The 14,348-nt window shown below is 62.5% G+C and carries 12 protein-coding genes; 4 read left to right on the forward strand and 8 right to left on the reverse strand.

Annotated elements, in window-relative coordinates; genetic code table 11:
• Positions 1-5: 5 nt before the first annotated feature.
• A complete protein-coding gene (locus BSF79_RS03180; protein WP_090268231.1) occupies positions 6-2,741 on the reverse strand; it encodes a molybdopterin-dependent oxidoreductase in 2,736 nt (911 codons plus the stop codon).
• A complete protein-coding gene (locus BSF79_RS03185; protein WP_090268234.1) occupies positions 2,738-3,577 on the reverse strand; it encodes an FAD binding domain-containing protein in 840 nt (279 codons plus the stop codon). Before BSF79_RS03185 ends, BSF79_RS03180 begins: the two co-directional genes overlap by 4 nt.
• A gap of 195 nt (positions 3,578-3,772) precedes the next feature.
• Here BSF79_RS03185 and BSF79_RS03190 point away from each other — a divergent pair, with 195 nt between their 5' ends.
• Complete coding sequence (locus tag BSF79_RS03190) at positions 3,773-4,222, forward strand: MarR family winged helix-turn-helix transcriptional regulator (protein WP_090268236.1); 450 nt, start codon at positions 3,773-3,775, stop codon at positions 4,220-4,222.
• Positions 4,223-4,252: 30 nt separating this feature from the next.
• Here the strand turns inward: BSF79_RS03190 and BSF79_RS03195 are convergent, their stop codons facing one another.
• From BSF79_RS03195 to BSF79_RS03220, 6 genes are all read right to left on the reverse strand, one after another.
• Positions 4,253-4,948 carry an ABC transporter ATP-binding protein gene (locus BSF79_RS03195; protein ID WP_090268238.1) on the reverse strand — a complete coding sequence of 232 codons (696 nt, stop codon included), beginning with the start codon at positions 4,946-4,948 and terminating at the stop codon, positions 4,253-4,255.
• Positions 4,948-5,664, reverse strand: coding sequence for an ABC transporter ATP-binding protein (locus BSF79_RS03200; RefSeq protein ID WP_090268241.1), 717 nt, complete (start codon positions 5,662-5,664; stop codon positions 4,948-4,950). Before BSF79_RS03200 ends, BSF79_RS03195 begins: the two co-directional genes overlap by 1 nt.
• Positions 5,661-6,605 (reverse strand): branched-chain amino acid ABC transporter permease, encoded by a 945-nt coding sequence (locus BSF79_RS03205; protein WP_090268242.1) that lies wholly within the window; start codon positions 6,603-6,605, stop codon positions 5,661-5,663. Before BSF79_RS03205 ends, BSF79_RS03200 begins: the two co-directional genes overlap by 4 nt.
• Entirely contained in the window at positions 6,602-7,528 is a 927-nt protein-coding gene (locus tag BSF79_RS03210) for a branched-chain amino acid ABC transporter permease (protein ID WP_090268245.1), read from the reverse strand. The genes BSF79_RS03205 and BSF79_RS03210 overlap by 4 nt, the downstream gene beginning before the upstream one ends.
• 53 nt (positions 7,529-7,581) lie before the next feature.
• A complete protein-coding gene (locus tag BSF79_RS03215) occupies positions 7,582-8,877 on the reverse strand; it encodes an ABC transporter substrate-binding protein (protein ID WP_090268247.1) in 1,296 nt (431 codons plus the stop codon).
• Between the two features lie 94 nt (positions 8,878-8,971).
• Entirely contained in the window at positions 8,972-10,333 is a 1,362-nt protein-coding gene (locus tag BSF79_RS03220; RefSeq protein ID WP_090268249.1) for a hypothetical protein, read from the reverse strand.
• Between BSF79_RS03220 and BSF79_RS19705 the strand changes: the two genes are divergently transcribed.
• The 3 genes from BSF79_RS19705 to BSF79_RS03230 are packed head-to-tail and all read left to right on the forward strand — an operon-like array spanning position 10,332 to position 14,241.
• Entirely contained in the window at positions 10,332-10,487 is a 156-nt protein-coding gene (locus tag BSF79_RS19705) for a hypothetical protein (protein ID WP_175545245.1), read from the forward strand. The two genes, BSF79_RS03220 and BSF79_RS19705, sit on opposite strands and share 2 nt — an antisense overlap.
• Positions 10,484-12,544, forward strand: a complete 2,061-nt coding sequence (locus tag BSF79_RS03225; RefSeq protein WP_090268699.1) for a hydantoinase/oxoprolinase family protein — start codon at positions 10,484-10,486, stop codon at positions 12,542-12,544. Before BSF79_RS19705 ends, BSF79_RS03225 begins: the two co-directional genes overlap by 4 nt.
• On the forward strand, positions 12,541-14,241 hold the full coding sequence (locus tag BSF79_RS03230) for a hydantoinase B/oxoprolinase family protein (RefSeq protein ID WP_090268251.1): 1,701 nt from the start codon (positions 12,541-12,543) through the stop codon (positions 14,239-14,241). The genes BSF79_RS03225 and BSF79_RS03230 overlap by 4 nt, the downstream gene beginning before the upstream one ends.
• The last annotated feature ends 107 nt before the right edge of the window (positions 14,242-14,348 follow it).

Consider the following 14,348-nt stretch of genomic DNA (forward strand, 5'->3'; position numbering starts at 1 on the left):
GTCGCTCATTGTCCGGCCTCCTGAATGGCGGCCAGCACGCGATGCGGCAGGGCGGGCAACCGGGTGACCCGGGCTCCGCTGGCATCGCGGATCGCATTCAGGATCGCCGGAGCGGTCGGGATCAGCACATGCTCGCCCAGTCCCTTGGCTCCCATCGGTCCCTCTGGGTCAGGCACCTCGATCAAAATCGGCGTGATCTTCGGCATGTCACCCGCCGTGGGGATCAGATAGTCATGCAGGTTTTCGGTGCGACCGGGAATGAATTCCTCCATCAGGGCCATGCCCAGCCCCTGCGCGATGCCGCCCTCGATCTGGCCTTCGGCCAGTTGTGGGTTGATCACCCGGCCCAGATCATGCGCGGCGGTGATATGCAGCACCTTCACGACGCCAAGCGCCATATCCACCTCGACCTCGGCCAGATGCGCGCCATAGCCATAAACGGCATAGGGCGCGCCCTGCCCATCCTCGTCCAGCGGAAGAGTTGGCGGGTCATAGCTTTCCTCGGCCATCAGCACATAACCATGCGCGCCAAGCGGAAGATCGGCCAGCGAGATCTCACCCGCACCTGCGGCGTCGGTCACGATGATCCGCCCGCCGTCCAGTGTCAGATCGGCATCCGCGCCCCGGTTGGTCAGCGCCAAGATCTGCTGGCGCAGCGCCTGCCCCGACAGCATCGCCGCCTTGCCAGTCACCACTGTCTGACGCGAGGCAGAGGTCTTGCCGCAATCCGGCGTCAGGGCGGTATCTGGTCCGATCAGTTCAAACTGCGCAATCGGCAGGCCAAGCGCGTCAGCGCAAATCTGCGTCACCACGGTGTTCGAGCCTTGCCCGATATCCGTCGCCCCCTGATGCAGGCACAGCCGCCCCTGCGCCGTGATCCCCAGCCGGACGGTCGACGGGTTCGGCAAGGCCGTATTCCCGCACCCATACCAGCAAGACGCCAGACCGACGCCGCGCCGTAGTGCGCCGCCGGCCGCATTGAAAGCCGCAGCGTCAGCATTGGCCTGCGCCCAACGCGGTTCCAATGCCGCAAGGCAGGCATCAATGCCAACGCCGTGCAATTGCTGGCCGCATACCGAACGGTCGCCATCGGACAGGGCATTCAAGCGCCGAAACGCCAGCCGATCCATCGCCAGTGCCGCCGCCAGATCATCATACAGAACCTCTTGCACCACCGCCGCCTGCGGCACACCGAAGCCGCGAAACGCCCCCGAAACCGGGCCGTTGGTGTGGATGGCAACCGTTTCAGCACGGTAATTCGGCGTCAGATACGGCCCCGACGCGTGCACAGGCACCCGGTTGGCCACCGTCGGCCCCCAGCTGGCATAGGCCCCGGTGTTGAACTGCCCCTCAAACGCCATGCCAGTGATCCGCCCCGCCGCATCGACACCGATCTGCGCCGACATCGTCGCCGGGTGGCGCTTGGTGGTTGATTGCATCGACTCTGCGCGGCTGTAAACCATCCGGCACGGCTGTCCGGTCAACAGCGCTGCCAACCCGATCAAGGGCTGCAACGACACATCCAGCTTGGAGCCAAACCCGCCCCCCGCTGCCGCCGGAATGATCCGCACCCTTTCGCGCGGCAACCCCAGCAGGATCGCCACATCGTCCTGATCCATCACCGGCGCCTGCGTGCAGGCCTGAATGACCAGCGTGTCGCCTTCGACCCATGCACAGCCCGCCTCCGGCTCGATATAGGCGTGCTCGACATAGGCCGTCTCGACCGTCACCTCTGCCACATGCGCCGCGGCACCCAGTCCGGCCGCCGCATCGCCCTGCACCACACGGCCGCGCGTCAGCACATTGTCTGCCCGCTCGGCCTGAACCGCACGTGCGCCGATCGCCGTGGCCGGGTCCATCACCGGCGTAAGCGTCGTCCAAGTGATCGGGAAATCCGACAGGTCAATCGCGTCCATCACCTTGTGCGTGCCGACAACGATGGCCACGGCCTCGCCGCGCAACCGCGCCTCGGTCTCGGCCAGCGCGGGTTGATCGGCGAAAGGGGGAATGACCCCAAAACGGTTCACGCCGCCAAGTGCGGCCAGATCGCGCGCCGTAAACACCTGAACCGCACGCGCCGCTTCCCAGCCCGCCAGATCGCCAAATTCGAAAGACGCCGCGAAATGCGGCGACCGAATGGCCCGCACCACCAACGCGCCCTCGGGCCAGTGATCCGCGCCAAAGACCTCGGCCCCGTTAACCTTGGCCAGACCGTCCAGCCGCTCGATCCGGGCCCCGACCGCCTGCCCCGACGCGGGCAGAGCCTGCGCCGCGCCCGAATGCCCTACCGACAAAACCGCATCAATAATCTTGGCATAACCGGTGCAGCGGCACAGAACGCCACCAAGGGCGTCTTCAACCTGACTGCGCGTCGGCGCGGGGGTTTCAGCCAGCAGCCCGGTGGCCGCCATCAACATGCCCGGCGTGCAGATACCGCACTGCGCCGCGCCGTGTCGCAAAAACGCGTTTTGCAGATCGGACAGCCCGTTGGGTGACAGGCCCTCGATGGTCTCGACCGAATGCCCCACCGCCCGCACAACCGGGGTCAGGCAGGAACAAACCGGCGCGCCGTCCACAAGCACGGTGCAGGCGCCGCAGTCGCCCGCGTCACAGCCGACCTTGCTGCCGCGCAATCCCAGATCCTCGCGCAGCACGTCCGACAGGCGGCGCATCGGATCAGCCTGCACGACAACCGGCTTGCCATTGACCTGAAGATTCAGATGGGTTGGTTGCGCAGTCATGCTTCTGCCTCCTGACAAATTCCGACGACAAGGCGGCGCATCAAAACAGTGGCACTGTGGGCGCGGTAGGTCGCATCGGCACGTATATCGGTGATGGGCGACAGGTCCGGCTGCAACACCGACGCGTCAATCCGTGACGCCGCGCGGGCCACGGGTGCGCCTGTCAGCGCGGCCTCTTGCGCGGGCAGGCGGCGCGCCACGGCGGAACACGCCCCGACGGCAAGCGCCGCATGGCGGATATGCCCCGCCTCGATCTCCAGCCGCGCCGCGACCATTGCAATGGAAATGACCAGGTACCGCCGGGCCCCGAGCTTCAGAAACCCACCTGTGCCTGCCACCGGCGGCAGCAGCACTGCTGTAAGCAATTCGCCCGGCGCCAGCAGCGTCTGGCGCGGCCCGGTCAGAAAGGTATCAAGCGCCATCCGCCGCGTGCCTGCGGTCGAGCACAGCTCGACCTCGGCATCAAGCGTCAGCAGCGCCGGAACCCCGTCTGCGGCGGGCGAGGCATTGCACAGATTGCCGCCGATCGTACCTGCGTTCTGGATCTGAACCGACCCGACCTCGCGCGCAGCCGCCCGCAACCCGTCAAAAGCGCCCGGCAAATCCGCGCGCAGAATGTCTGTCCACGTGGTTGCCGCACCAATCCGCCACCCGGTCGCTGACTGGGTGATCCCGCGCATCCCGGCAATTCCGGTCACATCCAGAACCGGCCCGCGCAAGGCCTGCGCCTGCGTAGCCGGGAACAGATCGGTACAGCCTGCGGTGATTGTCACGCCACCCGTTCTGGCGATTTCCAGCGCGTCGGACAGTTGGTGCGGCCTGAAGAAGTCGGTCATGGCGTCTCCCCTCACCCGAACGGATCGGATTGTTCGTATACAAACAGATTTTGCGGGCGGATTTGTCGGCCTGTCAACATCGAATTGATCTGGCTATTGTCGATGTCGGGTCACATGGCCCGCTGAATTTGGTATTTCGGCACCCGACACGCATTCGGACCTTGCAGCCGCCTTCGTTCAAAAGGATCATTCGGTATGGATAACACGACGCCCCCTGCCCCCAAATCCGATATGACTGCCGGATATATTCTGGATACGCAGGTCGGATTCTTGCTGCGCCGCGCCACGCAACGGCACCTGACGATCTTTTCCGGCCTTATTCCGGCAATTACCTCGACCCAATTCGCCGCATTGTCCAAGCTGTGCGAGCTTGGCCCGACCTCGCAGAACGCCCTTGGGCGCGCAACAGCAATGGACGCGGCCACGATCAAAGGGGTGATTGACCGGCTGCGCAAAAAGGGCCTGATCACCTCGCGCCGCGACCCCGATGACCAGCGCCGGATCTTTGTCGCCGCATCCGAAGCCGGAAGCGCACTTTATCATGACACCGTACAAAGTGCCCAAAAAGTCAGCGAAGAAACCCTGTCCCCGCTGAGCAAAGCCGAGCAAACGGTCTTTCTTGAGTTTCTGTCACGGTTGACCTGACAGAGCACCCCTCGCGATTCTGAACCCGACTCAGACCCCCAGCGCCCGGCGCAGAACCTGCGGGTCGGCGCGCAGCTCTTCTGCATCAAGCGTTTTGAGGTTGGCCCCGTTTTCGATGAACACGACCCGGTCAGCCACGGACAGGACCGCATCGACCTTCTGCTCCACCAAAAGCACAGCCACGCCTTCGGCGCGCATTTGTACGACGACCTGGCGGATCGCCTCGACCATCGAGGGCTGCAACCCCTCGGTCGGTTCGTCCAACAGCAACACGCGCGGGCGCAGGCATAACGCACGGGCGGTGGCCAGCATCTGCTGCTCGCCACCTGACAGGGTTTCTGCGCGCTGATGCATCCGTTCGCGCAGACGCGGGAACAGGGTCAGAACCCGCTCCAACACCTCAGGCGGGCTTTTGCGGGTCAGCATCCCAATCTCAAGGTTCTGCGCCACTGTGAGTTCTGAAAACAGCCGCCTGCCCTGCGGAATATAACCGATGCCCTGCCGGGGCACCTCATGCGCGGGCAACGTGTTCAGCACGACATCATCCAGCGTGATCTGACCGTCCAGCAAGGGCAGCTGCCCCATGATCGCCTTCATCGTGGTGGTTTTTCCCGCGCCGTTCCGCCCCAACAGGCAAACGATTTCGCCGGGCTTCACAGCAAAGGACAGATTGCGCAGAATTTGCGCCCGGCCATAGGCCACATCAATATTGCGCAGCTCCAACATCAGCCCGACCCCAGATAAGCGTTTTGAACAAGCGGATTGGCGTGGATGTCCACCGGGGTGCCCTCGGCCAGAATTTCACCGAAATTCAGGACCGTAATCCGGTCGGCAAGCTCCATCACCACGCTCATGTTGTGTTCGATCAGCAGGATCGTCGTGTCCGGCACAAGGCTGCGGATCAGGGTTTTGAAGGCAGCAATCTCGTTCTCTGCCAGACCCTGCGTTGGCTCATCCAGGATCAGCAGGCGCGGGCGCTGTGCCAGCCCCATCGCGATCTCCAGCAAGCGCTGGTGGCCATAGCTCAGGTCCTGCGCGGTCTGGCCTATGTGGTCCGTCAACCCGACCCGCGCCAGCGCGTGCTCGACCTCGGCGCGGACCGCAACCCGGTCACGGCCAAGCCTGCGCCGCGCTGCAAGGGCCACGTTTTCCTCGACGCTCAGCTGACCGAAAACCGATGTGATCTGAAAGGTATAGGCCATACCGCGCGACACGCGCAGATGCGCAGGCAGGTCGGTCACATCCTGATCCTCAAAGCGGATACGACCAGCGCTTGGCGCGATGCGGCCGATCAGCATCGACACAAATGTGGTTTTGCCTGCGCCGTTCGGTCCGATCAGGGCACGTATTTCGCCCTCGTTCAGGGTGAAATCCACAGCATTCACAGCAACATGCCCGGAAAAGGCCCGCGTCAGACCGTGCGTCGACAGGATCACGCTCATGGCAGCCAGCTCCAAATTCGGCGGCGCAGCTCGCCTGCGATGCCTTGGGGGGCGAACATGACAAGCACAACCAAGGCCACACCGGCGATCAACATATAGGCGTTGGTCACACCCGACGACAGGTCGATCAGATAGAACATGAACAATGCCCCAAGAAACGGCCCGATGATGGTCCCGGTGCCCCCCAGCAACACCCACAACAGGGGAAAAATCGAATATTGCACGGTCGCGAATGTCGCCCCGGCATAGCCGAACAGCAGCCCGTAACTCGCCCCCGCCGCAGCCGAGATCGTGCCGGAAATAACCACTGAAAACAGCTTGGCCCGGAACACGTTGTACCCCAGCAAGCGGGCGCGCTCTTCATTCTCGCGGATGGCGACGAAGACGCGGCCCAATGGGCGGCGGATCAGGTTCAATGTAGCAAACAGGCAGATCGCAAACAGCGTCAGCGCCGCAAGATACCGGCTGGACGGATCGCTCAGATCAATACCCCAAAGCACGCGCTCGTGTTGCTGGATGACGAAACCTTCATCGCCGCGAGTCCATCGCCCGGCCAGCAGGATCGTCAGGTAAACCGTCTGTGCGAACATCAGCGTGACGATCATGAACGCCACACCAGCAGTGCGCAGCGCCAGCAGCCCCACAACCAGCGCCAGCCCCGCCCCAGACGCGATCCCAACCAGCAAAGCCGGAGCCGGGGCGAACCCAAGGTGCCGAATGCTCAGCGCCATGCCGTACATGCCCGCAGCAAAGAACATCGCGTGCCCAAGGCTGAGCAGCCCCGTATAGCCCAGCATCACATTATAGCCGATGGCATAGGTCGCCAGCACCATCACCCGCGCAAGATTGCCATGGTGATATGCAGGAAGGATGAAATTAAGCGCAAACAGCAGGGCAATCAGCCCGACATGCAGCACGAGGATCTTTTGCGTTTCGGTCATCGGTCACGCGTCCCGAACAGGCCCTGCGGGCGAAACACCAGCACAAAGGCAACCAGCAAGGTGGCAATGATTTTGGCCAGAGTCGGCGAAAAGAACACCGAAATGATGCCATCACTCAGCCCGATCAGCAGCGCCGCCACGATGGTCCCCGCCAAACTGCCCAGCCCACCGATGATGACCACGATGAATGACAAGAGCAACGCATCACCCCCCATCAGATAATGCGCCTGCTGGATCGGGACGATCAGAACCCCGGCCAGCGCCGCCAGCCCGGCCCCAATCCCGAAAACCAGCGCATAGACCCGCTCGACCGGGATGCCGAAGGCCTGCGCCATCTCGCTGTCCAACTGCGTTGCACGCATCAGCAAACCGATCCGGCTGTGCCGCATCATCGCCCAGACAGCAGACAGAATGACAATACCCGCGACGATGACAAACAGCTTATAGGTGGTTGTGGACAGCCCCCAGGGCCAGAACATGTGCAGCCCCCCGTCAGACCATTCCAGCCAAGGCAGGGCAAGGCGGGTGTTGAAAGGCGGCACCACCGGGCGCGCATCGGCCCCGTACGTCATCAACGTGACCTGTTGCAGGATATACAGCAGCCCAATCGTGGCCACGATCGTGCGCTCGGGGTCATACTCCAGCCGTTTGAGCACTGTCATATCCGCCGCTGCGGCCAACGCGCCCACAATCACGGGCACCACGATCAGCGCCGCAACAAAAGCCACGGCTGGCCCGCCGCCCACCATCGAGGTGACCCACCAGGCCAGAACCGCGCCCAGCATGTAGAATTCGCCATGCGCCACGTTCACCACGCGCATCACGCCAAACACTAGGCTAAGCCCCGACGCCATAAGCGCAAGTACAGCCGCCAGGACCGCGCCTTCCAGCGTGGCCAGCATAAGATAGGGTCCGAAATCCATGATATTTCCGTCTCAAATGGCCCCGGAGTTGCCTCCGGGGCGCGTGAGCAAAGTCAGAGAGCCTGCGTGGTGTAATCAACCTCGTCAGGGTACATCCCGTCCTCAATCGACGCGGTGTGGACCACCATCAGCTTTCCATCGACGACCTTCGAGATATATTGCGGTCCGAACACCTGATGGGTCTTGCCATTGAACACCTTGGCGCCCTGCGGGTGCTCGTTCGAATGCGGCATCGTGGTTATCGCCTCGACTGCCTCGATCAGCTTGGCGCGATCCTGCGGTCCGGCATAGCCCGCGGCCTCCATTCCGGCCTTAATGACATACAGCGTTTCCCAGCAACCAAACATATGCGCATAGGTCGACACATCTTTGGAATCGTTGATAGATGCGCCGTTTTCGTCAATACCGATGGCCGCGCGGAAATGCTTGTCATATTCTGTCTGATCAGGCTGCGCGTAACGCGGATTTCCCTCCCAGAAATAGGTGCCTTCGAGAAACTCCAGACCGGGGCTGGCCAGATCGACGGCCTCAAGGCTGTCAATGAAGCCGAAAATCTCGGGACGGCTTGGCCCGAAGAATTCGCCCAGTTCCTTTACGAACGTCAGCACGCCGGGGCCGACCATGACGTGATAGATCACTTCGGTCTCGCGCGGGATTTTCGGGAAGTATTTGGTGAACGAAGTTTCTGTCGGCGGGATCGGGATCAGGCCCACAACCTCGCCGCCCTGCGCTTCGATCGCGGCGGTGAAGAAATCGCGGTGATCATGGCCGAACGCATAGTCGGGGAAGATCATCGTGACTTTCTTGCCCAGGTTCTGCGACACGAATGGCGCCATCGCCTGAACCTGACTTTTCACATCGGTAATGCCCGGCTGCACAGTATAGCGGTTCAACATGCCACTGGCGACGTGGTGACCTTCGGACACCACGAAATAAGGCAGTTTCAGCTCGCCCGCACGCGGGGCAGAGCCGACAACCACATGGCTGAACAGTGTGCCGAACGCGACATCACAGTTGCTTTGGGTGGCGAATTTTTCGATCACCTCGGCGCCGCGCTTGGGATCGGTGCCGTCATCTTCGGTCACCAGTTCGACCATACGGCCATTGATGCCGCCGGCCTCGTTGATCAGGCGGACTGCGGCCTGGCTGGTGCGGTCATACCAACGGCCATAGGCGGCCCCGATACCAGTGGCGTGCTTCTGAAACCCGATACGGATCGGCGCGGCGGTTTCGGCGCTGGAATACCGCGCCCAAAGCGGCAATGCAGCTGCAGCACCGGCCCCAAGACCGAGGGTTTTGAGCGCCGAGCGGCGAGAGACAGCGGATTTAGACTCTGACGATTTTGACATAACTAAGTTTCCCTGACGGTTGTTGCGATTTAAACGTCTTTTTTTCTACAGCCTGTATGCACACAAACAATTTGTCCAGCTTTTTGCCCCTGCATCAGACCCCTCGTGGCGATGCCAGCAGCCAAAGCCCAAAAACTGTGTATCCCACCATGAATATGGCCAGTGGCAGCTGACTGATCGCTGCTTTTCTATGCGTTCCGAACAGGCTGAGGGCAAGAACATGTGACAGGATGATCGCCAGAATGTGCCCCACAACCACCGATCCCGCCTGCAACAACCAGATCGCGCGAACCGTGGCATACGTGTTGAAGAACCCAGTGGTTACGTGAACGGGGCCCATCCCGAACGCATCCGCAATCACCCCGGCAACATATTGTATCTGCACCAGAAAGCCCGGCATGTAGTGACCAAAGTGATATCCGAAGGCGATTGGCAGGATCGCCGGGGCCAGCGCGCAGAACGCAGCCGCAAACCGCGCGCCCTGCCCAATCAGCCGCACGCCCAGCCAGATCGCCATGGCATAGGCCGCAACCAGCATTGGCACCGCCAACCCAAGCCCTGCAAGATTTTGCGCCACAACGGCTGACCGACCGGGAAATTCAAGCGGGTTGATCCCAATGCGGGCCATCCACCAGAACGTTTCGTTCAGGCCATCAAAGCTGCCGACGGCCAGCAGAATCACGATGAAGACCGCAAGGCTTGTGTCGGGCCGTGGCCCTGTGACGATCTTCCAGCCCGGAACCCCCAGGCGCAATCTGCCCGCCGATTGCCCGGCAACCGACAGGCTTGCATAACAGCGCAGCAACACGCCAAGACCTTCGGCGCGCCGCAGCCACGCGGGCCCGAACACCACCATCCCGATGAAATGGAAGACCCAGTAACATGCGACCATCGCCGCCAGCGCGTCAGGGTCGGACGGCGACGGATGCGCCAGCAATACAGCCGCAAAGGCCAGAAATGACAGCGACGCGGGCCAATAGCCAAGCCAACGCGGCAACCGCGCAATGGGGCGCACACCAAGTCGCCGAATCGCCAACCACGGCCCGGTCCACGGATTGATCCAGCGCCAAAGGTCGCCCATCAGCCCCTGCAACGTCACGAACCCAAACCAGAACATGGCCCAGACCGCCAGCGGCAGGGCATTGTGGTTCGGATCATGCGGGCCGGTCAGGCCGATAAACACCAGCCCGACCATCACGGCAAATCCGATACAGCTGACGCCTGACTTTGCGCGCGCAAGGCGCCAGCGCTTGATCGTCGTGGGACGGAACAGCGACACCGCCATTCGCTGTGGCAAGACAGAGATCAACAAGACCGTCGCCAGCACGCTCAGCCCGCCACCGATAATATAAAGCTGGGTTGGTAGCAGAAGGACAAATCCCTGCTCGCCCGCATGCGCCAAGGCGCGCGTGGCAGCGCAAATCAGGGCGACAACAAGGGCAAAGCGGTGAAACATGTATCCGACTATGGGTAAATCTGCTCGAATTGCAAAGCTGATTGCAGCTGCAGATGGACGCACCGTTGACTTTCGCGGGACATTGCTGAAATCATTTGCATACAAACAGTCTTGGCGCAAAAATGGCTTGGCAGCGGCAAAGGACAACGGATGACGAATGGTGATGCGGGACAGGTTGTAGGCGTTGATGTCGGTGGCACGTTCACCGACCTGATCATGATGGATCAGGCAACGGGGCAGGTCAGGCTGGCCAAGGTGCCCTCCTCGCTGGACAATCAGGCCTTTGGTGTATTGGCCGCGCTGAACGAAGCGCAGGCCGACCTGACGACGGTGAAACTGATTGTGCATGGCACCACGACAACGACCAACGCGGTGCTTGAGCGTAAACTGTCACGCACCGGGCTGATCACCACGCAAGGCTTTCGCGATGTTCTGGAACTGGGGCGCCGCACCCGACCGCATGCTTACGGCATGACAGGGCAGTTCGTGCCAGTGATCCCACGCGATCTGCGCCTTGAGGTTCCCGAACGCATGGACGCCGCCGGGCAGGTCGTGACACCGCTGGACGAAGCCGCAGTCGAGGCCGCAGGCCGTGCCTTGCTAGAGGCCGGATGCGTGTCGGTTGTGGTCCACTTTCTTCACGCCTATGCCAACCCTGTGCATGAACTGCGCAGCGCCGAAGTTCTGCGCCGGTTCTGGCCGAACGATCACATTACAATGGGTCATTCGCTGCTGTCGGAAAGCCGCGAGTTCGAACGCGGCGTCACGGCGGCAGTCAACGCCAGTGTGCAACCCCTATTGGAACGCTACCTGCGCCGTCTGACGCTTGAGCTAAGCAACGGTGGCTATGGCGGCGAGGTTCTGGTGATGAACGGCAACGGCGGTATGGTGTCGTCGCGCACGGTCGCACGAGAGGCCGCAAAAACGGTGATGTCTGGCCCGGCCTCGGGCGTTATGGCAGCAGCCTATACCGGGCGGCGCGCCGGAATGCCCGATTTGATCACCTATGATATGGGGGGCACCTCGACCGATGTGGCGTTGATCCGGGGGGCGGAACCCTCGGTTTCAAACGAGATCGAGATCGAATACGCCATGCCGATCCATGTTCCGATGGTCGATGTGCGCACTGTCGGCGCGGGCGGCGGGTCCATCGCGCGGGTCAATGCCGCCGGTCTGCTCGAGGTCGGTCCGCACAGCGCCGGGGCAAACCCCGGCCCCATCTGCTATGGGCGCGGCGGCACCGAGCCCACGATTTCCGATGCGAACCTGCTGCTGGGGCGACTGAACCCGGCCAAGCTGAAATCCGTCGAAGGTGGGGTTGACCTGTCGGACGTGACACAGGCGTTTGACGCCCGCCTTGGCCAAAAACTGGGGCTGGATGCCGTGGCGGCGGCGGATGCCGTAATCCGGCTGGCCAATATCAAAATGGCGGGGGCGATCCGCATGGTGTCGGTCTCGCTTGGGGCCGATCCACGCGATTTCGCGCTCTTTGCCTTTGGCGGGGCCGGGCCGCTGCATGCCACGGCACTGGCGCGCGAATTGGGGGTGCCGCGGGTGTTGGTGCCATCGCGACCCGGCATCACCAACGCGCTTGGCTGCGTTGTGGCCGACCTGCGCCATGATTTCGTCAGTACGCTGAACACACCGCTTGATGCGCTGGACATGGGGCGGCTGCATCAGGTGCTTGATGCCCAGACCAAAGACGGCGAAGCGCTGATTGCGCGCGAAGAGATCCAGATCAGACGCCTGCGCCGCGTCTATTCCGTGGATATGCAATTCGTCGGGCAAACCCATCTGCTGCGCGTCCCTCTTGATGGTGCGGAGGTCACAAAAGACGGCCTGCTTGCCGCCTTTGAAGACGCTTATTTCAAACGGTTCCGGGTGCGCCTGGCGGATGTGCGGGCGAATGTGGTCAACGCCAATACATCCGTCATCGGCGAACGGGCAGAACTGGACCTGTCCACGCTGATCGACCCCGCCGGGCGCAAAGCCACGCTGGCAGACGCCCAAACCGGGCAGCGGCCGGTGTTTTTCGACGGCGCATGGCATGAAACGCCCCTGTACTGGCGCGATCATCTGCCGGACGGGTTTGCGATCACCGGCCCCGCGATCATCGAACAGATGGACACCACCGTATTGATCGAACCGGGCGACCACGCCTACGGCGACGAAGATGGCAATATCATCATCAAATTGGGGCGCGGCACATGAGCATTGATCCGATCACCCTTTCGGTTATTCAGGCAGGCCTGCAACTGGTCTGCGACGAAATGGACCTGAGCTTTTCGCGCGCCGCGTTCTCGCCGGTGATTGCAGAGGCCAATGACCGCTCGGACGGGATCTATGCCGCCGAAGACGGGGCGTTGATTGCGCAGGGCGCGGGCGGGTTGCCGGTGTTTGTCGGCACGATGCAATATTCCACGCGGACGCTGATTCAGATGATCGCCGAAGGCCGCGCTGCGGCGCCAAAGCCCGATGATATCTATATCGTCAATGACCCCTATCTTGGCGGAACCCATCTGATGGATGTGCGCTTTGCCCGGCCGTTTTACCGGGACGGAGAGATCTTCTGCTGGCTGTCCAACACCGGCCACTGGCCCGACACTGGCGGTGCTGTACCGGGCGGGTTTTCCGCCTCGGCCACCGCGGTAGAGCAAGAAGGGCTGCGTCTGCCGCCGGTCCGGCTGTTCAAGCAAGGTGTGCTGGATGAAGAGATCTATGCCATCATCTGCTCCAATATCCGTGTCGCCGATCAGCGGATTGGCGATGTCCGGGCGCAGGCTGCGGCCCTTATGGTCGGGGAGGAGCGCCTGAACGAGCTGCTGGACCGGTACGGCGACGATACGGTGCGCGCAGCCATTGGTGAACTGCGCAACCGTGCCGCCACGCAGATGCGCAGGTTCATCGCTGAAATTCCTGTCGGCCCCCACACGTCTGTCGCCTGGATTGACAGCGATGGCGTGGTGAATGAACCGCTTGAAATCCGGCTGCGTGTCACGCGTGATGGCGACGATCTGGAATTCGACTTCACCGGCTCCAGCGCGCCGTGCCTTGGGCCGATGAACTCGGTTCTGGCGACAACCCTGTCGTCGGTTTATCTGGCGATGCGGCATATCTTCCCCGAGGTGCCAATCAGCGCCGGGGCCTTCGAGCCGCTGAAGGTGATCGGTGTCGAGGGCACGTTTCTGGATGCCCGTTATCCGCGCCCGGTGTCCGGCTGTGCCGCCGAAGTGTCGCAACGGATCGCCGAGGCCGTGTTTGCCGCGCTGATCAGCGCCCTGCCCGATCGGGTCACTGCGGCGCCTGCGGGTACGTCAGGCAATTTCGCGCTGGGGGGGTATGACCCCGCCCGCGACCGCGATTTCGTGATGTATCAGCTTTCTGGTGGCGGGTACGGCGGCAATGCTGACCACGACGGGCTGTCCAATGGCTGCTCCACCATCGGGATCTCCAAGGCCCCGCCGATCGAGATCATGGAGCAGGCGTTTCCCGTGCTGTATCACCGCTATGCCCTGCGCGAAGGCTCTGCCGGGGCGGGCGCACATCGCGGCGGCTTTGGCCTTGATTACGAGGTGGAACTGCGGCGCGGGACAGCACGGGCAAGCTTTGTCATGGATCACGGGCGCTTCGGCCCGCAAGGCGGGTTGGGCGGCAGCGACGGCGCTGTCAACGAGGTGACGGTCTGGCGCGGGGCAGAGGCCTACACCCCGCTGCACCTGTCAAAAGAACAGGATATCCCGCTGACCCCCGGTGACCGCGTGCATGTGCGCACGCCGGGCGGTGGTGGCTATGGTGACCCGTTCACCCGCGATCCTGCCGCCGTCAAATATGATGTTGCGATGGGCCTTTATTCCCCGGACGAGGCTTCGCGGCTGTTTGGCGTCGATGTGACCGAGCCTGACAGCTAGGTCACGACATACGGGAACGGAACCGCGTCGAACGCAGTGCCCCGTGCGCCCCTGAATGGCGGCACTCGAGGTATACATTTCGTATTCTTCCGTTTCTGACAGGGACA

It is taken from the genome of Thalassovita taeanensis (genome assembly GCF_900110775.1).
Taxonomy (GTDB): domain Bacteria; phylum Pseudomonadota; class Alphaproteobacteria; order Rhodobacterales; family Rhodobacteraceae; genus Litorimicrobium; species Litorimicrobium taeanense.